This is a genomic window from Pseudomonas sp. NPDC099000, from assembly GCF_044759925.1.
Classification (GTDB): domain Bacteria; phylum Pseudomonadota; class Gammaproteobacteria; order Pseudomonadales; family Pseudomonadaceae; genus Aquipseudomonas.
On sequence record NZ_JBIWAF010000030.1, the window covers coordinates 36,958 to 56,453 of the forward strand.

Below are 19,496 nucleotides of genomic sequence, written 5' to 3' on the forward strand. Positions count from 1 at the left end.
GCCTAGGCGAAACCCGTTAGGCAAGCACTTATTTTTCAGCCTCGTTTGGCCCGATAAATCCTGAAACCTTGTCCTTCAGCCTTGATCGCACACACGCCCAAGTGCTCTTCGATCAGCGGTTGATACTTCAGGAAGCTGTTCGCAACCAGGCGCAGTTCGCCGCCGTTTTTCAGATGTTTGGCCGCTTTTCGCAGCAAGTTCTCGGTGGCGAAGTAGTCGGTGTGAACGCCGACATGGAACGGTGGGTTGCTCAGAATTGCACTCAAACCCATCGGTGCCGCGTCAATGCCGTCGCCCGTAATCACGTCCGCTTCCAGGCCATTGGCAGCCAGCGTCAAACGACTGCTGGCGGCAGCAAATGCGTCGACGTCGAGCAAGGTGACCTGATTGTGTGGATAACGACGCTTCACCGCTGCGCCCAACACACCTGCACCGCAACCGAAGTCGAGCAAGTGGCCGCTCGGCAACTTGTCCAGATGCTCCAGCAGCAACGCGCTGCCTCGATCCAGTCGACCGTGACTGAACACGCCCGGCAGGCTGATGACTTTCAGCGGACCTTCGGCCAGCGGCAATTCATAGGTCTGGGCCAGGCTTTCCAGCGACTTGGCTCGTGGCGCGTTGGCCACGGTGACCAGCCAGAGCTGGCAATGCCGCGCGCTGTCGAGCTTGCGTGGCTTGCCGAACGGGTTCAGTTGCTTGGCCGCGCCTTCGATGCCGCTGCGTTTTTCACCCATCAGGTACAACTCGCGACCGGCCAGGCGCGAGGCGAGGGCGTTGAGGATGTAGTCGGTCAGGTCCTTGGACTTGGGCAAAAACACCACCGCCGTCTCGAACTCGCGCTCGGGTGCGTTCACGCCAAAATGGCTGCGCTCGGGGAAGCGCGCGTCCAGCGCCGCTTGATCGCCGGCATGCCAGCACCAGCCGTGGGCATCGGGCAGACGGCCGAGCAAGTCGTCGGCGGGCAAACCGGCCAGCAACACCGAACCCTGGAATAACTCGGCCTGACGAAGCAGTACTTCACTGCGCGGATCCATAACTGCTCCTGTGAAAAAAAGTGCAGCAGTCTATCAACTGACGACCCGCAGCGCTTTACCGCTGAAGTATCCCTGCGCGTTTTCGGTCAACTGACCGACGATCCGCTGGCGCGCCTCGCGACTGCCCCAGGCGTTGTGCGGGGTGACGATCAACCGTGGAATATCGTGGGCCAGCAATGGATTGCCGGCGGTCGGTGGCTCGACGCTCAACACATCCGTCGCCGCACCGCCCAGATGACCGTTGCGCAACGCATCGGCCAGTGCCTGTTCATCGATCAAGCCTCCGCGTGCGGTGTTGACCACGAAAGCACCGGGTTTCATCGAGGCCAGTTCGCGGGCGCCGATGAAGTGGCGGGTGTGTTCGTTGAGTGGGCAGTGCAGGGTGAGCGCGTCGATTTGCGGCAGCAGTTCATCCAGCGGCAAGCGATCCGGCCGGGCAGGGCGCCCGGGAATCTGACCCAGCAGCACACGCATGCCGAACGCTTCGGCCAGCCGTGCGACCGCGCCACCCAGTTCGCCATGGCCGAGCAGGCCGAGTGTTTTGCCCTCGAGTTCGACAATCGGGTAATCCAGCAGGCAGAACTGTTTCGCTTGTTGCCAGCGGCCTTCACCGACGGCTTTCTGATAGTCGGCCAGGCGCGTGGCCAGGTTGAGCAACAACATGATCGTGTGCTGCGCCACCGACGGCGTGCCGTAGCCCTGGCAGTTGCAGACCGTGATTCCGTGGGCGCGAGCGGCCGCGAGGTCGACGTTGTTGGTGCCGGTGGCGGCGATCAGGATCAGCTTCAGATCAGGGCTGGCGGCGATGGCGGCGGCGTCGATCAGGATCTTGTTGCTGATGGCCACGGTGGCGCCCTTGAGACGTTCGATCACCTGGTCCGGCGTGGTCTGTGCGAACAGTTGCAAGTCGTCAAAGCAGGCGCGCAACGGGCTGAGGTCGAGATCGCCCAGGTCCAGGGAAGGGTGGTCGAGGAAAACGGCGCGGCGAGAGTTCGTCATCAACTGTACCTTTTGTGCAGTGAACTGAAGGCGTAATCTGCCGAGCCTACCAGATGAAACAATTGTGGCGGGGGGGCTTGCCCCCGTTGGGGCGCGAAGCGGCCCCTTTCATTAGCAACCATGTTTCGTCAGGTGTACCGAGTGGACAGATTTTGCGACTGCTTCGCAGCCGAACGGGGGCGAGCCCCCTCGCCACAGGTGTGAAGTTTGCCCGAGCCATGTTTATTGATCCGCCTTCCCCAAAGGAGCCCCCATGTACTGGACAGAGTTCTTGACCGTTGCCCTGATTCACTTGCTCGCCGTCGCCAGCCCCGGCCCGGATTTCGCCGTGGTGGTGCGTGAGAGCGTGACTCACGGTCGCCGCGCCGGGACCTGGACTGCGCTGGGTGTCGGCACGGCGATTTTCCTGCACGTCGGCTATTCGTTGCTCGGCATCGGCCTGATCGTGTCGCAGTCGATCGTGCTGTTCAATGCCTTGAAATGGGCGGCTGCGGGCTATCTGCTGTACATCGGCTACAAGGCCCTGCGCGCGCAACCGGCCAAAGCGGTCGACGACGGTCTGCACAAAGAGGCCGGCGAACGCACCCCGCGCGGCGCCTTCACCTCAGGTTTCGTGACCAACGGCCTGAACCCCAAGGCCACGCTGTTCTTCCTGTCGCTGTTCACCGTGGTGATCAACCCGCACACGCCGCTGGCGGTACAGGCGGGCTACGGGCTCTATCTCGCGGCGGCGACGGCCGTGTGGTTCTGCCTGGTGGCGCGGCTGTTCAGCCAGCAGCGCGTGCGCGCCGGTTTTGCCCGGATGGGCCACTGGTTCGACCGGACCATGGGCGTGGTGCTGATCGCCATCGGCGTCAAACTCGCCTTCACCGAGATGCATTGATCGCGCAGAACCTGTCGGATAACGAATTCTCGCAAATGCTGGCGCAAAGCTAGCATTTGTACGGCTCTGCAAATCATTCCTTTGGCTGATTTGGCCGGCGTATAAGGGTTCTAGAGTGGTTACCTCTTGAAGCCAACACCGTGCAGTCAGAAAAGGGATTCTTATGTTGCAGACTCGCGTTATCCCCCCAGCCGAAGGCGCTTACCAGTATCCGCTGCTGATCAAACGGCTGCTGATGTCGGGCGCTCGTTACGAAAAAACCCGCGAGATCATTTACCGAGACCAGTTGCGCTACAGCTATCCGACCCTGATCGAGCGGGTCGCGCGGCTGGCCAACGTGCTCACGCAAGCCGGGGTCAAGGCCGGCGATACCGTGGCGGTGATGGACTGGGATAGCCATCGGTATCTGGAATGCATGTTCGCCATCCCGATGATCGGCGCGGTGATTCACACCATCAACGTGCGCCTGTCACCGGAACAGATCCTCTACACCATGAACCACGCCGAGGACCGCTTCGTGCTGGTCAACAGCGAGTTCGTCGGGCTGTACCAGGCGATTGCCGGGCACCTGACCACGGTCGAGAAAACCCTGCTGCTGACTGACCTGTCGGAAAAAACCGCCGATTTGCCGAACCTGGTCGGCGAGTACGAGCAGTTGCTGGCGGCCGCGAGCACGCAGTACGACTTCCAGGACTTCGACGAGAATTCGGTCGCGACCACGTTCTACACCACGGGCACCACCGGCAACCCTAAAGGCGTGTATTTCACCCACCGGCAACTGGTGCTGCACACCATGGGCGTGTCGACCATCATGGGCGCCATTGACAGCGTTCGGCTGCTGGGCACCAACGACGTGTACATGCCAATCACGCCGATGTTCCACGTGCATGCCTGGGGCTTGCCCTATGTGGCGACCATGCTCGGGCTCAAGCAGGTTTATCCCGGCCGTTACGACCCGGAATACCTGGTGGAGCTGTGGCGCAAGGAGAAGGTCACCTTTTCCCACTGCGTGCCGACCATCCTGCAAATGGTCCTCAACGCCAAGGCGGCGCAAGACACCGATTTCGGCGGCTGGAAAATCGTCATCGGCGGCAGTGCGCTGAACCGTTCGCTGTACGAAGCAGCCAAGGCCAAGGGCATTCAGCTGACCGCCGCTTACGGCATGTCGGAAACCGGGCCGTTGGTGTCCTGTGCCCACCTCAACGATGAGCTGATGGCCGGCACCGAAGACGAACGCACCACGTATCGCATCAAGGCCGGCGTACCGGGGCCTTTGGTGGAGGCGGCAATCGTCGACACCGACGGCAACTTCCTGCCCGCCGATGGCGAGACTCAGGGCGAGCTGGTGCTGCGTGCGCCGTGGCTCACCGAGGGTTACTTCAACGAACCGCAGAAGGGCGCCGAGCTCTGGGCCGGGGGCTGGCTGCACACCGGCGACGTGGCGACGCTGGACAGCATGGGCGTGATCGACATTCGTGATCGCATCAAAGACGTGATCAAGACCGGCGGCGAGTGGATCTCCTCTCTGGACCTCGAAGATCTGATCAGCCGCCACGTGGCGGTACGCGAAGTAGCAGTGGTGGGCATCGCCGATCCACAGTGGGGCGAGCGCCCGTTTGCGCTGCTGGTGATCCGCGAAGGGCATGAGATCGGGGCTAAAGAGCTCAAGGAACACCTCAAGCCATTCGTGGAATTGGGGCACCTGAGCAAGTGGGCGATCCCGAGTCAGATCGCCCTTGTTACGGAAATTCCCAAGACCAGTGTCGGCAAGCTCGACAAGAAGCGTATCCGCCTCGACATAACTGAATGGCAGGCCAACAACAGCACCTTCCTCTCGACGCTTTAAGCGCCCTCTGGCGTGCCCAAACAGGCACGCCAGCCCCACCAAGCAAGCGCTTGGCTTGTGAAATCCGAATTTTCAGCCATCCTTGCCCTGCCGACATGTGTCGGACTGGCGAAAGGACTGTTCCAGAGTGGCCGGCAGCTGCAAATCACACTTTAGAGGGATCAAGCTCTACTACCTGCTGGCTATAGTCCGCTCAAGGATTTTTAAGAACGGAGCACACGCACAAAACGGGGCGATGCAATTTTGGAGTGACTTCGGGACGCTTTGGCTCCCCGTCATCCACAACGTTTTTAGAAGTGCTAACTGCCATAACAATAATGCACATGGAGTAGCGTCGATGACATCAGTAAACACGTTCTGGCGCCGGGCGAAATTGCCCCTGGCGGTCAGTCTCGCCTCTTCGCTCGCCGGGCCTGCATTCGGCGTCAGTTTCAACGTTGGTGAAATCGAAGGTCAGTTCGATTCTTCCCTGTCGATCGGCTCCAGCTGGTCTACCGAGAGCGCCAACAAGAACCTCATCGGCGTCAACAACGGTGGCCGCGGCCTGTCCCAGACCTCCGATGACGGTCACTTGAACTTCGAGAGCGGGAAAACCTTCTCGAAGATCTTCAAGGGCATCCATGACCTTGAATTGAAGTATGGCGACACCGGCGTTTTCGTCCGTGGCAAATACTGGTACGACTTTGAACTGAAGGACGAAAGCCGTCCGTTCAAGGACATCAGCGACAGCAACCGCAAGGAAGGCGCCAAGTCCGCTGGGGGTCAGATCCTCGACGCCTTCGTCTACCACAACTACTCCGTTGCCGATCAGCCGGGTTCCGTGCGTCTGGGCAAGCAGGTGGTGAGCTGGGGTGAAAGTACCTTCATCGGCGGCGGCATCAACTCGATCAACCCGATCGACGTGTCCGCGTTCCGTCGTCCGGGTGCCGAGATCAAGGAAGGCCTGATCCCGGTCAACATGTTCTATGTGTCCCAGAGCCTGACCGAAAACCTGTCGGCAGAAGCCTTCTACCAGCTGGAATGGGATCAGACCGTTGTCGATAACTGCGGCACGTTCTTCTCGCAGCCGGACATCGTTGCCGATGGCTGCGACAACAACCTGCGGGTGTTGAACAAGCGCTCGCAGATTCCAGCCATCGCGTTGGGTCCATTGGCCGCCAACGGCGTCAATGTCAACGAGGAAGGTGTACTGGTCCAGCGCGGCGGCGACCGCGATGCACGAGACAGCGGTCAGTGGGGCGCGTCCCTCAAGTACATGTTCGAGCCGCTGGACACCGAATTCGGTGCCTACTTCATGAACTACCACAGCCGTGCGCCGATCTTCAGCGCCACGGGCGCGCCACAGTCGGTCTATAACACCGCTGCTGCGCTGCCAGGTCCGTTCGCCGCACTCGCGCCGTTGCTGGTGGCGGGTAACTCGAAATACTTCATCGAATACCCGGAAGACATTCGCCTCTACGGCTTGAGCTTCTCCACCACCCTGCCTACCGGTACGGCGTGGAGCGGTGAACTGAGCTACCGTCCGAACGCGCCGGTGCAGCTCAACTCCACCGACATTCTGTTCGCCGGTGTTCGTCCTCTGGGCGGCGCCCTTGGTAACGCTTCGCTGCTCTCTGCCGGCCCGGGTCAAGACCTGCACGGCTATCGTCGCAAAGAAATCACCCAGTTCCAGACCACCCTGACGCACTTCTTCGACCAAGTCATGGGTGCGAGTCGTCTGACCCTGGTGGGCGAAGTGGGCGTGACTCACGTCGGCGGCCTGGAAAGCACCTCCGACGTCCGTTATGGCCGCGATCCGGTCTACGGCCCGGGTGCTCTGCCAGCCACTGGCGCTGTAAATACATGCGTGGCGCTCAACACCAGCACCATCAACGGTGCCGGCCCGGGCACTCCGACCAACAACCGCAGCCGCAACTGCAACAGCGACGGCTTCACCACGTCGACTTCGTGGGGCTACCGTGGCCGCGCCATCTGGGAATACAACGACGTATTCGCCGGTGTGAACCTCAAGCCGAACGTGGCCTGGTCCCATGACGTAGATGGTTATTCTCCTGGCCCTGGCGGCAACTTCGAAGAAGGTCGCAAAGCGGTGAGCCTGGGCGTCGATGCCGAATACCAGAACACCTACACCGCGAGCCTGGCCTACACCAACTTCTTTGATGGCAAGTACACCACCGTCGATGACCGCGACTTCGTTGCGCTCAGCTTCGGCGTGAACTTCTAAGCACTGTTTTTTCAGGATGAACACACATATGAAAATAACAAAGAGTCTGTTCCACGCCGGTGTTCTGGGGCTTTCGCTGCTGGCGACCAGCGTCATGGCGGCAGTGCCTGCTGCCGAAGCGGATAAACTGGGCAAGAGCCTGACGCCGATGGGCGCCGAAATGGCGGGCAACGCTGACGGTTCGATCCCGGCCTGGAAACCGATGGCGAAAAACGCCGGCACCGTCGACGGCAAAGGCTTCCTGTCTGACCCGTTCGCCAGTGAAAAACCGCTGTTCACCATCACTGCGCAGAACGTCGACCAATACAAGGCAAAACTCGCACCGGGCCAGTACGCGATGTTCAAGCGCTACCCGGAAACCTTCAAGATGCCGGTTTACCCGTCCCATCGCGGCGCGACCGTGCCGGACGCAGTGTTTGCCTCGATCAAGAAAAACGCCACCAGCACCAATCTGGTGTCCGGCGGCAACGGTCTGGAGAACTTCGAAACGGCCGTGCCGTTCCCGATTCCGAAGACCGGCGTTGAAGTCATCTGGAACCACATCACCCGCTATCGCGGTGGCAGCGTGACCCGTCTGGTGACCCAGGCCACGCCGCAACCGAACGGCTCGTACAGCCTGGTTTACTTCCAGGATCAGTTCGTGTTCCGCGACAAGATGAAGGACTACGATCCGGCGAACCCGGGCAACATCCTGTTCTACTTCAAGCAGAAAGTGACCGCGCCGGCACGTCTGGCCGGTGGTGTGCTGCTGGTGCACGAAACCCTCGACCAGGTTAAAGAGCCACGTTCGGCGTGGGTCTACAACGCCGGTCAACGTCGTGTGCGTCGTGCGCCACAAGTGTCCTATGACGGGCCGGGTACTGCGGCTGACGGCCTGCGGACTTCCGACAACCTGGACATGTACAACGGTGCGCCGGATCGTTACGACTGGAAACTCGAAGGCAAGAAAGAGATGTACATCGCCTCCGACAGCTACAAGCTCGATTCGCCGCAACTGAAGTACGACGACATCATCAAGGCCGGTCACATCAACCAGGACCTGGCTCGCTACGAGCTGCGCCGGGTCTGGCATGTGGTTGCCACCTTGAAGGAAGGTCAGCGTCACATCTACGCCAAACGTGACTTCTACATCGACGAAGACACCTGGCAAGCCGCGGTGATCGACCACTACGACGGTCGCAATCAACTGTGGCGTGTGGCGGAAGCTCACTCCCAGAACTACTACAACTTTCAAGTGCCTTGGTACACCCTGGAAACCTTGTACGACCTGCAATCGGGCCGTTACCTGGCACTGGGCATGAAGAACGAAGAGAAGTCGGCGTATGACTTCGGCTTCACCGCGACCACCAGCGATTTTACCCCCGCTGCGCTGCGTCAGGACGGGGTTCGTTAACCTGCACTGAAGCAGAGGCCGCATCCTCGAAAAACGCCCCGACTGGTTCGGGGCGTTTTTTTTGAATTTCATAATGATCGTTGTAGCAGCTGTCGAGCTTGCGAGGCTGCGTTCGGCTGCGCAGCAGTCGTAAACCCTAATTCCACAGTCTTCCTGAAATACCGCGTCGCTTCATTTCACGACTGCTGCGCAGCCGAACGCAGCCTCGCAAGCTCGACAGCTGCTACGAGGTCGATGTGGCTGTCGGGTTTGATCGACACCTTAGCGTGTATTCTTTTTGTAGCCATTTGTAGCAATAACCTTCATTCCCTCTTCGTTTACCGATAGTCTGCGGACATCTGCAACGCCGCCACCCGCAATTCAAACAAGAGCCGGCCATGACTGATCTGTCCCCACTCCCGGGCCCTGCAAGCGTTGCCGTCGCGGCACTGGACGGGCGCTTTTTTCGACCCCCGTTGCCTGACGGCCATGTGCTGCGGCCTCGTCTGTGCGAGCGCCTGAGTGCCGGCCTCGGTGGCAGGCTGTTGCTGGTCAGCGCACCCGCCGGGTTCGGCAAGAGCTCATTGGCGGTGGAATTCTGCCAAGGGCTGCCGGCCCATTGGCACAGTCTGTGGCTGGGGTTGAGTCCTCGGGACAGCGATCCGGGGCGTTTCCTCGAACGTTTGCTTGAAGGTCTTCAGGATTATTTTCCGAAGCTTGGCAGCCAGGCCTTGGGCTTGCTGAAGATGCGCCAGCGCCATCAGCCATTCGCTTTCGAAGAATGGCTCGACGGATTGCTGGATGAGCTGGCCATCCACCTTTCGCCGATGACGCCTTTGCTGCTGGTGCTGGATGACTATCATCTGGCCCAGGGCCCGGTACTGGATCGTTGTCTGCAATTTTTCCTCAATCATTTGCCCGATGGTTTGCTGGTCATGGTGACCAGTCGCCAGCGTCCGGACTGGCACCTGGCGCGTTTGCGCCTGTCACGGCAATTGCTCGAGTTGCATGAGCAGGATCTTCGACTGACCCACGATGAAGCCCTCACATTGCTTGATCGACACAGCAGTTCATTGCGTGGCGAGGCCCTGGAAAACCTGATCCAGCGCAGTGAAGGCTGGGTCGCCGGTCTGCGTTTCTGGTTGCTGGCGGCCTCCGAGGCAGGCACTGATGGTGCGTTGCCGCAGTCGTTGCACGGCGGGGAAGGGCTGATTCGCGATTACCTGCTCGAAGAAGTCATCGATTGCCTGCCCGCCGAAGTGCAGTCATTCCTTTACGACACCGCACCTCAGGAACGTTTTTGCAGCGAACTCTGCGACGCGGTTCGCGAGGCCCATGACAGTGCCGAAATTCTGCGTTTCCTCCAGGCGCACCAGGTGTTCCTGGTACCGCTGGACGAGCACGGCCACTGGTATCGCTATCACCACCTGTTTTCCGACCTGTTGCGTACCCGGCCCACCGCCCAGTCGATCGTGCCGGCCGCCAGCCTGCACCTGCGCGCCTGTCGTTGGTTCAATGCGCAAGGGCTGCTCGACGAGGCGGTGGAGCAGGCGTTGCGCGCCGGGCACCTGGACGTTGCGGCGAACCTGGTGCAAAACCTCTCTGAAGAACAACTGCTCGCCGAACAGAACGTCGGCATGCTGCTGCGCTGGAAAATGGACTTGCCCGACAGTTTGCTGATCAGCACGCCGCGACTGATCGTGCTCTACAGCTGGGCGTTGGGGCTGGCTTGTCAGCTGGACGCTGCCGAGGAGCTGGCGGCCCATTTGAGCCGCTTCCTGCCAGCCCCGTCGGCGACCGCGCAGAAGTCCATGCTGGCGCAATGGCTGGCCCTGAGCGGCATCATCGCCCGGGGGCGAGGCCATCGCGCGCTCACACAACTTTACTGCACCGAAGCACTGGAAAGCCTGCCGGCCAAGCGCTACGGGCAACGGCTGATGTGCCTTTCCACCCTGTCCAACCTGGCGATTGCCGACGGCGACCTGTGGCGTGCCCGCAGCTTGAACCGCGAATCCCTTGAGTTGGCGCAACGAGTCGGCAACCCGCTGTTTGAAGCGCTGGCCCATTACGACCGCGCACGCGTGCTGCAAGCGCGTGGGGAAATCCTGCGCTCGTTGCAGGAAGTCCGTCAGGGCCTGCAACGCCTGCAAGGGTTATCCCCGCAACGGCTTTATGCCGTGCGTGCACGGCTGACCTTGTACGAGGGCTTTTTGCTGGCCGTGCGCTTGCAGCCGCAAGCCGCGCGGGCACGTCTGCAAGCCGGGTTGAGTGAAGCCCGCGCCTGTCGCGATATCAGCGTGTTGATCGGCCACTGCGTGATCGCCCGGCTTGAGGGCAGCAGCGGCGAATTTGCAAAAGCCTTCGCCGAACTTGCCGAAGCCGAACGCCTGATGCACATCTGGGACGTGCCGCCGATCTATTACCTGGCGATGATCACCCTGGTCAAATGCGAACTTTGGCTGGCCCAGGGGCGTACCGATCTGGCCGAAGCCTGGCTGGCGCGACTGGGCCAGACTTACAACGGCGAGCACGCGGCCGCGCCGCCGGAATTTCATCCCCAACTGCCACTGCACATCGAATTGCAGCAAGCCTTGCTGGAAGTGATTCAGGGGCAACCGATGCTGGCCGAGGGGCGTTTGAATGCGCTGCTTGAGCATGGCCAGAAATCGGGACGGCAAATGCTCAGCGTGATGGCGCTGACGCAGAAAATCACCCTGTTGCTGGCGGTCGGCCGTGAACCCGAGGCCCGCAAGGCGCTGGTCCAGGCGCTGGAAGCGGCAACCGGGGGTGTCCTGCAACCGTTCGACGCATTGCTGACTGAACACCCGGACTGGCTGCGCGGGCAACTGCAACTCTGCGCTCCTACCGTAGTGTCGCAGAACCTGGCCGAAAAACTGCCTGTCATGGCCGCTCGCCCGGCATTGGAGTCATCCCCTGGGGCGGAACAACTCAGCGCGCGTGAGCTGGCCGTTCTGCGCCTGATCGCCCAAGGTTGCTCGAACCAGGAAATCAGCGATCAATTGTTCATCTCGCTGCACACGGTCAAGACCCACGCCAGTCACATCAACAGCAAGCTTGGGGTTGAGCGAAGGACGCAGGCGGTGGCGCGGGCCAAAGAGCTGGGGGTGCTGGGATAGCGCATTTCGAGATCTACAGAGTCCACAAAAAGACTTGATACGGTTTTGTGCCAAAATTGCCCATCCCTGTTTTCCGAGCATACGTAGATGTCCCAGCAGCCCACCCTGATCCGCGAAACCTTCCCCGTCGGCCCCTTGCAGTGCAACTGCACAATCATCGGTGATCCGATCACCAAAAAAGCGATCGTGGTCGACCCGGGCGGCAATCATGAATTGATCCTCGCGCGCCTCGACGCCTTGGGCTTGAAGGTGGTGAGCATCATCCACACCCATGCGCACCTGGATCACTTCCTGGCCTCCGGTCAGCTCAAGGAGAAAACCGGCGCGACCCTGCACCTGCATAAAGAAGATCAATTCCTCTGGGACAATCTGGAGATGCAGTGCCAGATGTTCGGTGTGCCTTACACGCCGGTGCCGTCGCCGGATCGCTGGTTGGCCGACGATGAGGAGCTGGCTTGCGGTTGCGGCGTGGCGTTGCACACGCCGGGTCATACACCGGGTTCGATGAGTTTTTGGTTTTCCGAGGCCAAGCTACTGATTGCCGGTGACACGCTGTTCCGACGCGGGGTAGGGCGCACGGATTTGTGGGGTGGCGATCAGGCGACTATCGTGCGGTCGATCAAGCAGCGGCTCTATACGCTCGACGAAGAGGCGACGGTGGTCACCGGGCATGGTCCGGACACGCGCCTGGGCGATGAAATGCGCGAGAACCCGTTTGTGCGGGCGTGAATGTAACCGACGGAATTTTCGCCGGCCAAAATGATCAAACGCCCGCAAAGGTCCAATGCTTTAGTCCGTTGCACCCCAGAATGCAAAAAAGTAGGAGCTCTTCATGTTCACCAAGCAGCGTTTGATTATTGTCGCTACGGCTGTGGCCTTGCTGTCCGGTTGCGCCTCGCCCAACCCTTATAACAACCAGGGACAGGCTGATGGCGGTTCCACGGGCATGAGTAAAACCGCTAAATACGGCGGGCTCGGCGCCTTGGCCGGTGCTGTGGCCGGTGCTGCCATTAACCACGATAACCGTGGCAAGGGGGCGCTGATCGGCGCGGCAGTCGTGGGGGCTTCTGCTGCCGGTTACGGCTACTACGCCGACCAGCAAGAGAAGAAGCTGCGTGCCAGCATGGCCAACACCGGTGTCGAGGTGCAGCGTCAAGGCGATCAGATCAAGCTGATCATGCCGGGTAACATCACGTTCGCCACCGATTCGGCGAATATCGCCTCCAGCTTCTATCAGCCGCTGAACAATCTGGCCGGCTCGCTGAAGGAGTTCAGCCAGAACCAGATCGAAATCGTCGGCTACACCGACAGCACTGGCGGCCGCCAGCACAACATGGACCTGTCCCAGCGTCGTGCCCAGAGCGTGGCGACTTACCTGACCTCGCAAGGCGTCAGCGGCGCCAACCTGTCGGCTCGCGGTGCGGGGCCGGATAACCCGATTGCCAGCAACGGTGATACCAATGGTCGGGCGCAGAACCGTCGGGTCGAGGTCAACCTGAAGGCGATTCCGGGGCAGCAGTATTCCCAACCGACCCAGTAGTGACAGCCAAGCCTGACTGAACCCCAGGCGATGAAACCTTCAGAATTAAAAAAGCCCCCGGACAATCACTCATCCGGGGGCTTTTTCATGTCGCGCGAAACCTGATTACTTCTTCAGGCCGTAATGTTCGTCGAGCATGCCCGGCGCGTTCGGGGCTTTGGGGGCGTAGTCGCGAGGCGGCTCCTGATTGCGCGGTGGCGTCAGGCGTTCCCGTGGAGCCTGCGCCGCATCGGCGTGCAGGGCGGCCAGCAAGCGTTGACGAGTCTGCTCGTCCAGGGCCAGGCGGTTGGCACCCTCGGCGAGGTGATCCTGCACCTCCTGATAGCTGGCAGTCAGCTTCTTGACCAGTGTTGCAGTGCTGTTGAAGTGGGTGACCACCTCGTTCTGATAACTGTCGAAACGTTCCTGAATGTCATCCAACTGACGTTGGGTGCTGCTAGGCGCGGCATTCGGCACCAAACGCGCGATCAGGAAACCAATGGCGACACCCACAACCAGGGCAAGAGTCGGCAACAACCAAACTAAGAGCGAGTGTTCCACGAGTCCTTCCTCTATAAACGGCTTTGCTTTACGTTAACGGCTCGAACCTGCGCTGTATACCGCGATTCACTCGCAATAGATTGGCACAGACAATTTGCTAGACGAGTCGACCCGATTCGAGGTCACGGAGTTCCTTCCTTGCTTATGCGCGAAACCCCTGTAGTGATTGATGGTCCGGTCGGCCAACTGGAAGCCCTTTACCTGGACAATGAGCAGCCGCACGGCCTGGCGCTGATCTGCCATCCGAACCCGGTGCAGGGCGGCACCATGCTCAATAAAGTGGTCTCGACCTTGCAGCGCACCGCGCGCGACGCCGGTTTGATCACTTTGCGTTTCAACTACCGTGGCGTCGGTGCCAGCGAAGGCACCCACGAGATGGGCACCGGTGAGGTTGACGATGCTCAGGCCGCCGCCGAATGGCTGCGGGCCAAATACCCTGAGTTGCCGCTGACCCTGTTCGGATTCTCCTTCGGCGGTTTTGTTGCAGCAAGTCTCGGCGGACGCCTGGAAGCCAACGGCGAACAGCTCAAGCATGTGTTCATGGTCGCGCCCGCGGTCATGCGCCTGGGTGATCAGGATCAACTGCCGCAGCAAGGCGAGCTGACCCTGATCCAGCCGGAAACCGACGAAGTCATCGATCCGCAAGCCGTCTACGATTGGTCCTCGAAACTGGAACGTCCCCATGAGCTGCTGAAAGTGGCAGAATGCGGACACTTTTTTCATGGCAAGCTGACCGATCTCAAAGATCTGATCCTGCCGCGCCTTTCGAATTGATTGCAGTCTGACAAGCGATTACCCATGACGACTCGTACCCGAATTCTCACCGGCATCACCACCACCGGCACGCCGCACCTGGGCAACTACGCCGGTGCCATCCGCCCGGCGATCCTTGCCAGCCGTGACAGCAATGCCGATTCGTTCTACTTCCTGGCCGACTACCACGCCCTGATCAAATGCGATGACCCGCTGCGCATCCAGCGCTCGCGTCTGGAAATCGCCGCGACCTGGCTGGCCGGTGGCCTGGATGTGGACCGCGTGACCTTCTATCGCCAGTCCGACATCCCGGAAATCCCCGAGCTGACCTGGCTGCTGACCTGCGTGGCCGCCAAGGGCCTGCTCAACCGCGCCCATGCCTACAAGGCTTCCGTGGACAAGAACGTCGAGACCGGCGAAGACCCGGATGCCGGCATCACCATGGGCTTGTACAGCTACCCGGTGCTGATGGCCGCGGACATCCTGATGTTCAACGCCCACAAGGTGCCGGTCGGTCGCGACCAGATCCAACACGTGGAAATGGCCCGCGACATCGGCCAGCGCTTCAACCACCTGTTTGGCCAGGGCAAGGAATTCTTCACCATGCCAGAGGCGCTGATCGAAGAAAGCGTCGCCACGCTGCCAGGCCTCGACGGTCGCAAGATGTCGAAGAGCTACGACAACACCATTCCGTTGTTCAGCAGTGCCAAAGAGATGAAGGACGCGATTTCGCGGATCGTCACCGACTCCCGCTCGCCGGGCGAAGCCAAGGATCCGGACAATTCGCACCTGTTCACCTTGTTCCAGGCTTTCGCTACGCCGGCACAATCCGACGAATTCCGCAGTGAATTGCTTCAGGGCCTGGGTTGGGGCGAGGCGAAAAATCGTCTGTTCCAACTGCTGGATAGCGAGCTGGGCGAGTCCCGCGAGCGTTATCACCAGCTGATAGAACGCCCGGCGGACCTGGAAGACATCCTGCAGGCCGGCGCCAAAAAAGCGCGTTCGGTCGCCACGCCGTTCCTCCACGAACTGCGTGAAGCGGTCGGCCTGCGCTCTTTCGTCGCCCAGACCCAGGTCGCTGCGACGACCAAGAAAAAAGCCGCGAAAGCCGCACGTTTTGTCAGCTTCCGCGAAGAAGACAGCAGTTTCCGTTTTCGTCTGCTGGCGGCCGATGGCGAGCAACTGCTGCTGTCGCGCAACTTCGCCGACGGGAAAACCGCAGGCCAGGTGACCAAGCAGCTGCAATCGGGTCAGCCACTGGATGTGCGCAGTGAAGACCGCAGCTTCAGCGTCTGGCTGGAAGGCGAGTGCGTGGCTGACAGCCCGACTTTTGCTGACGACGCCGCTCGCGATGTCGCCATCGACGCCTTGCGGGTTGCCCTGACGCCTGTTCAGGAATAAATCAACGGCTCGGTCCGACCAAGGGCCGATTGCCATTCCCACGGGCCGTCGCTACAGTGACGGCCCGTTTTTGTTGCCTTGCTAACGAATTATGACGCCCCTAGAACGATATCAAGCTGATCTGAAACGCCCGGAATTCTTCCATGACGCCGCGCAGGAAACTGCGGTGCGCCATTTGCAGCGCCTGTACGACGATCTGGTCGCTGCGTCGAACAACAAACCGGGCCTGCTCGGCAAACTGTTTGGCAAGAAAGACCAGGCACCGGTCAAGGGCCTGTATTTCTGGGGTGGCGTGGGTCGCGGCAAGACTTACCTGGTCGACACCTTCTTCGAAGCGCTGCCGTTCAAGGAAAAGGTCCGTACTCACTTCCACCGTTTCATGAAGCGTGTGCACGAAGAGATGAAGACCCTCGGCGGCGAGAAGAACCCGCTGACCATCATCGCCAAGCGCTTCTCTGACGAAGCCCGGGTGATCTGCTTCGATGAATTTTTCGTGTCCGACATCACCGACGCGATGATCCTCGGCACGCTGATGGAAGAGCTGTTCAAGAATGGCGTGACCCTGGTCGCGACCTCGAACATCGTGCCCGACGGTCTGTACAAGGATGGCCTGCAACGTGCGCGCTTCCTGCCGGCCATCGCGCTGATCAAACAGAACACCGACATCGTCAACGTCGACAGCGGCGTCGATTACCGTCTGCGTCACCTCGAGCAGGCCGAGCTGTTCCACTTCCCGCTGGACGAAGCCGCCCAGGAAAGCCTGCGCAAAAGCTTCCGCGCCCTGACGCCGGAATGCACAGCCGCCATCGAAAACGATGTGCTGATGATCGAGAACCGCGAAATCCGCGCTGTGCGCACCTGCGATGACGTGGCGTGGTTCGACTTCCGCGAACTGTGCGACGGCCCGCGTAGCCAGAACGATTACATCGAACTGGGCAAGATCTTCCACGCCGTGCTGCTCAGCGGTGTCGAGCAGATGAGCGTCACAACCGACGACATCGCCCGACGCTTTATCAACATGGTCGACGAGTTCTACGACCGTAACGTCAAGCTGATCATCTCTGCTGAAGTCGAGCTCAAGGACCTCTACACCGGCGGTCGCTTGAACTTCGAGTTCCAGCGCACGCTCAGCCGTCTGCTGGAAATGCAGTCGCACGAATTCCTGTCCCGGGCGCATAAGCCGTAGGACATTTCGCAAAAAAAAGGGCCTGCAAATGCAGGCCTTTTTTGTGCGCTGAAGATCCCCTGTCTGATCGTTCCCACGCTCCGCGTGGGAATGCATCCCGTGACGCTCCGCGTCACATTAGAAGCGGACGCGGAGCGTCCATGGCGGCATTCCCACGCAGAGCGTGGGAACGATCGATCTGTGGATTAAGCCGCTTGCTGGAATTGCTGCCGATACTGGTTCGGCGACAACTCGGTGTGCTGGCGGAACAGCCGCGCAAAGAAGCTCGCATCGTCATAGCCGACTTCATAACTGATGGTCTTGATGCTCTTGCGGCTGCCTGACAGCAACCCCTTGGCGGTTTCGATGCGCAGGCGTTGCAGGTAATGCAGCGGCTTGTCACCGGTGGCGGTCTGGAAACGGCGCATGAAGTTGCGAATGCTCATGCCGTGTTCGCGAGCGACGTCTTCGAAGCGGAATTTGTCGGCGAAATGCTCTTCGAGCCAATGCTGGATCTGCAGGATGATCACGTCCTGGTGCAATTTCTGCCCGCCGAAGCCGATGCGTCCCGGTGAGTAGCTGCGCTGCACTTCGTAAAGAATGTCCCGCGCCACGGCTTGCGATACGTTGGCGCCGCAGAAGCGTTCGATCAGGTAGATGTAAAGGTCGCACGCCGAGGTGGTGCCGCCTGCGCAATACAGGTTGTCTGCGTCGGTCAGGTGCTTGTCTTGATTGAGATGGACCTGTGGGAAACGCTCGGCGAAGGCATTGAAGAAGCGCCAGTACGTGGTCGCTTCCTTGCCATTGAGCAGACCGGCCTCGGCGAGCCAGAACACCCCGGTCGCCTCTCCGCAAAGCACGGCGCCGCGAGCGTGTTGCTGACGCAACCAGGGCAGGACCTGTGGATAACGTTGGCAAAGGGTATCGAAATCGTCCCAGAAGGCCGGGAGGATAATGACGTCGGCATTTTCCAGGCCGCCGTCCACCGGCATGATCACATCGCTGAAGCTATTCACCGGTTTGCCGTCGGGGCTGACCAGCCGCGTTTCGAACGCCGGCGTCAGGCCCTGGCCCAGTTGTTTGCCGTAGCGCAGGCTGGCCAGATGAAAGAAATCCTTGGCTTGCATGAGGGTGGAAGCGAAAACCCGGTCGATAGCCAGGATGCTGACGCGCCGCAAGGGCGTGGAGACTTGGTTAGACATAATTCAACTTTATTCTTATAGGGGAAAGTGGTCACCAGACGGCTGGATCGTCTTATTTTTTGTCTGATGTGTCCAGTGTCCTGTATCGGGTGTGGGGCTTAGTCTCTGAAGGTCAACTTCTTCCAACAATTAATGACAGGTGCCGCATGATCCCCAGAACCTTGTTCAGTTCCGAACACGAATTGTTTCGCGACAGCGTGCGAACGTTCCTTGAAAAAGAGGCCGTGCCGTTTCATGGGCAATGGGAAAAACAAGGCTACATCGACCGTAAACTCTGGAACAAGGCAGGGGAGGCGGGGATGCTTTGTTCGCACCTGCCGGAGGAATACGGCGGGCTGGGGGCGGACTTTCTCTACAGCGCAGTAGTGATCGAAGAGGTCGGTCGTCTTGGTCTGACCGGTATCGGTTTTTCTCTGCATTCGGACATTGTGGCGCCGTACATCTTGCATTACGGCAGTGAAGCGCTGAAGCACAAATACCTGCCGAAACTGGTATCCGGCGAGATGGTGACGGCGATTGCCATGACCGAGCCGGGCGCGGGCTCCGATCTGCAAGGGGTGAAAACCACCGCCGTGCTGGATGGCGACGAGTACGTGATCAACGGTTCCAAGACCTTTATCACCAACGGCTATCTGGCTGATCTGGTGATTGTCGTGGCCAAGACGGATCCGAAAGCCGGTGCGAAGGGCACCAGTCTGTTTCTGGTTGAGGCCAGCACGCCAGGCTTCGACAAGGGCAAGCGCCTGGAAAAGGTCGGCATGAAGGCTCAGGACACGTCGGAGTTGTTCTTCCAGGACGTGCGAGTCCCCAAGGAAAACCTGTTGGGGCAGGCGGGCATGGGCTTCGCCTACCTGATGCAGGAGTTACCCCAGGAGCGCCTCACCGTCGCCATCGGCGGGCTGGCTTCGGCCGAAGCTGCGCTGAAATGGACGCTGGATTACACCCGCGAGCGCAAGGCGTTCGGCAAGGCGATTGCCGATTTCCAGAACACACGCTTCAAGCTGGCGGAGATGGCGACTGAAATCCAGATTGGTCGGGTTTTCGTAGATCGCTGCCTGGAGTTGCACCTGCAAGGCAAGCTGGATGTGCCGACCGCCGCGATGGCCAAGTACTGGGGCACTGATCTGCAATGCAAGGTGCTCGACGAATGCGTGCAGTTGCATGGCGGTTACGGGTTCATGTGGGAATACCCGATCGCCCGGGCGTGGGCCGATGCGCGGGTGCAGCGGATTTATGCGGGGACGAATGAAATCATGAAGGAGATTATTGCGCGGTCGCTGTGATACAGCGTGATCGTTCCCACGCAGTGGTGTGCACCCCAAAAGTTGGACACGACCGATGGGGTGTTTCATGGGAAAGTACACGATTCAAGCGAAGCTATCAGCGGTACAGGATTATTG

Annotated in this window: 15 protein-coding genes; 11 read left to right on the forward strand and 4 right to left on the reverse strand. The window is 60.1% G+C overall.

Annotation, left to right across the window (positions count from 1 at the left end):
- Positions 1 to 35 precede the first annotated feature (35 nt).
- On the reverse strand, positions 36 to 1,034 hold the full coding sequence (locus ACIQV9_RS24920) for a methyltransferase (RefSeq protein ID WP_403107216.1): 999 nt from the start codon (positions 1,032 to 1,034) through the stop codon (positions 36 to 38).
- A gap of 33 nt (positions 1,035 to 1,067) precedes the next feature.
- A complete protein-coding gene (locus ACIQV9_RS24925; RefSeq protein WP_403107219.1) occupies positions 1,068 to 2,033 on the reverse strand; it encodes a 2-hydroxyacid dehydrogenase in 966 nt (321 codons plus the stop codon).
- A gap of 253 nt (positions 2,034 to 2,286) precedes the next feature.
- On the opposite strand from ACIQV9_RS24925, the gene ACIQV9_RS24930 reads away from it, so the two are divergent.
- The 7 genes from ACIQV9_RS24930 (at position 2,287) to ACIQV9_RS24960 (ending at position 13,035) form a co-directional block, all read left to right on the forward strand.
- Positions 2,287 to 2,916, forward strand: coding sequence for a LysE family translocator (locus tag ACIQV9_RS24930; protein ID WP_403107221.1), 630 nt, complete (start codon positions 2,287 to 2,289; stop codon positions 2,914 to 2,916).
- Between the two features lie 163 nt (positions 2,917 to 3,079).
- Entirely contained in the window at positions 3,080 to 4,762 is a 1,683-nt protein-coding gene (locus tag ACIQV9_RS24935) for a fatty acid--CoA ligase (RefSeq protein WP_403107224.1), read from the forward strand.
- Positions 4,763 to 5,099: 337 nt separating this feature from the next.
- Entirely contained in the window at positions 5,100 to 6,986 is a 1,887-nt protein-coding gene (locus tag ACIQV9_RS24940; protein ID WP_403107226.1) for a DUF1302 domain-containing protein, read from the forward strand.
- A gap of 28 nt (positions 6,987 to 7,014) precedes the next feature.
- A complete protein-coding gene (locus ACIQV9_RS24945) occupies positions 7,015 to 8,379 on the forward strand; it encodes a DUF1329 domain-containing protein (RefSeq protein WP_403107229.1) in 1,365 nt (454 codons plus the stop codon).
- 377 nt (positions 8,380 to 8,756) lie between these two features.
- Positions 8,757 to 11,495: a LuxR C-terminal-related transcriptional regulator gene (locus ACIQV9_RS24950; protein ID WP_403107231.1), complete on the forward strand. Its 2,739-nt coding sequence runs from the start codon at positions 8,757 to 8,759 to the stop codon at positions 11,493 to 11,495.
- A gap of 87 nt (positions 11,496 to 11,582) precedes the next feature.
- A complete protein-coding gene (locus ACIQV9_RS24955) occupies positions 11,583 to 12,224 on the forward strand; it encodes an MBL fold metallo-hydrolase (RefSeq protein WP_010458191.1) in 642 nt (213 codons plus the stop codon).
- 103 nt (positions 12,225 to 12,327) lie between these two features.
- Positions 12,328 to 13,035 (forward strand): OmpA family protein, encoded by a 708-nt coding sequence (locus ACIQV9_RS24960; protein WP_403107234.1) that lies wholly within the window; start codon positions 12,328 to 12,330, stop codon positions 13,033 to 13,035.
- Between the two features lie 105 nt (positions 13,036 to 13,140).
- On the opposite strand, the gene ACIQV9_RS24965 is transcribed toward ACIQV9_RS24960, so the two are convergent.
- Complete coding sequence (locus tag ACIQV9_RS24965; protein WP_403107237.1) at positions 13,141 to 13,575, reverse strand: YhcB family protein; 435 nt, start codon at positions 13,573 to 13,575, stop codon at positions 13,141 to 13,143.
- Positions 13,576 to 13,719: 144 nt separating this feature from the next.
- Between ACIQV9_RS24965 and ACIQV9_RS24970 the strand changes: the two genes are divergently transcribed.
- From ACIQV9_RS24970 to zapE, 3 genes are all read left to right on the forward strand, one after another.
- Complete coding sequence (locus ACIQV9_RS24970; protein ID WP_403107240.1) at positions 13,720 to 14,349, forward strand: alpha/beta hydrolase; 630 nt, start codon at positions 13,720 to 13,722, stop codon at positions 14,347 to 14,349.
- A 24-nt stretch (positions 14,350 to 14,373) separates the two neighbouring features.
- Positions 14,374 to 15,729: a tryptophan--tRNA ligase gene (locus ACIQV9_RS24975; protein WP_403107243.1), complete on the forward strand. Its 1,356-nt coding sequence runs from the start codon at positions 14,374 to 14,376 to the stop codon at positions 15,727 to 15,729.
- 91 nt (positions 15,730 to 15,820) lie between these two features.
- Positions 15,821 to 16,915, forward strand: a complete 1,095-nt coding sequence (zapE, locus tag ACIQV9_RS24980) for a cell division protein ZapE (protein ID WP_109634727.1) — start codon at positions 15,821 to 15,823, stop codon at positions 16,913 to 16,915.
- Between the two features lie 185 nt (positions 16,916 to 17,100).
- Here the strand turns inward: zapE and ACIQV9_RS24985 are convergent, their stop codons facing one another.
- Positions 17,101 to 17,997 (reverse strand): GlxA family transcriptional regulator, encoded by an 897-nt coding sequence (locus tag ACIQV9_RS24985; protein WP_403107253.1) that lies wholly within the window; start codon positions 17,995 to 17,997, stop codon positions 17,101 to 17,103.
- A gap of 245 nt (positions 17,998 to 18,242) precedes the next feature.
- Between ACIQV9_RS24985 and ACIQV9_RS24990 the strand changes: the two genes are divergently transcribed.
- Positions 18,243 to 19,379: an acyl-CoA dehydrogenase family protein gene (locus tag ACIQV9_RS24990; protein WP_403107246.1), complete on the forward strand. Its 1,137-nt coding sequence runs from the start codon at positions 18,243 to 18,245 to the stop codon at positions 19,377 to 19,379.
- The last annotated feature ends 117 nt before the right edge of the window (positions 19,380 to 19,496 follow it).

Coding starts and splice junctions, on each gene's coding strand:
- ACIQV9_RS24945 (WP_403107229.1), top strand. CDS start 7,015: ATGAAAATAACAAAGAGTCTGTTCCACGCCGGTGTTCTGGGGCTTTCG.
- ACIQV9_RS24920 (WP_403107216.1), bottom strand. CDS start 1,034: ATGGATCCGCGCAGTGAAGTACTGCTTCGTCAGGCCGAGTTATTCCAG.
- ACIQV9_RS24970 (WP_403107240.1), top strand. CDS start 13,720: ATGCGCGAAACCCCTGTAGTGATTGATGGTCCGGTCGGCCAACTGGAA.
- ACIQV9_RS24960 (WP_403107234.1), top strand. CDS start 12,328: ATGTTCACCAAGCAGCGTTTGATTATTGTCGCTACGGCTGTGGCCTTG.
- ACIQV9_RS24935 (WP_403107224.1), top strand. CDS start 3,080: ATGTTGCAGACTCGCGTTATCCCCCCAGCCGAAGGCGCTTACCAGTAT.
- ACIQV9_RS24990 (WP_403107246.1), top strand. CDS start 18,243: ATGATCCCCAGAACCTTGTTCAGTTCCGAACACGAATTGTTTCGCGAC.
- ACIQV9_RS24955 (WP_010458191.1), top strand. CDS start 11,583: ATGTCCCAGCAGCCCACCCTGATCCGCGAAACCTTCCCCGTCGGCCCC.
- ACIQV9_RS24975 (WP_403107243.1), top strand. CDS start 14,374: ATGACGACTCGTACCCGAATTCTCACCGGCATCACCACCACCGGCACG.
- ACIQV9_RS24940 (WP_403107226.1), top strand. CDS start 5,100: ATGACATCAGTAAACACGTTCTGGCGCCGGGCGAAATTGCCCCTGGCG.
- ACIQV9_RS24950 (WP_403107231.1), top strand. CDS start 8,757: ATGACTGATCTGTCCCCACTCCCGGGCCCTGCAAGCGTTGCCGTCGCG.
- ACIQV9_RS24930 (WP_403107221.1), top strand. CDS start 2,287: ATGTACTGGACAGAGTTCTTGACCGTTGCCCTGATTCACTTGCTCGCC.
- ACIQV9_RS24925 (WP_403107219.1), bottom strand. CDS start 2,033: ATGACGAACTCTCGCCGCGCCGTTTTCCTCGACCACCCTTCCCTGGAC.
- zapE (WP_109634727.1), top strand. CDS start 15,821: ATGACGCCCCTAGAACGATATCAAGCTGATCTGAAACGCCCGGAATTC.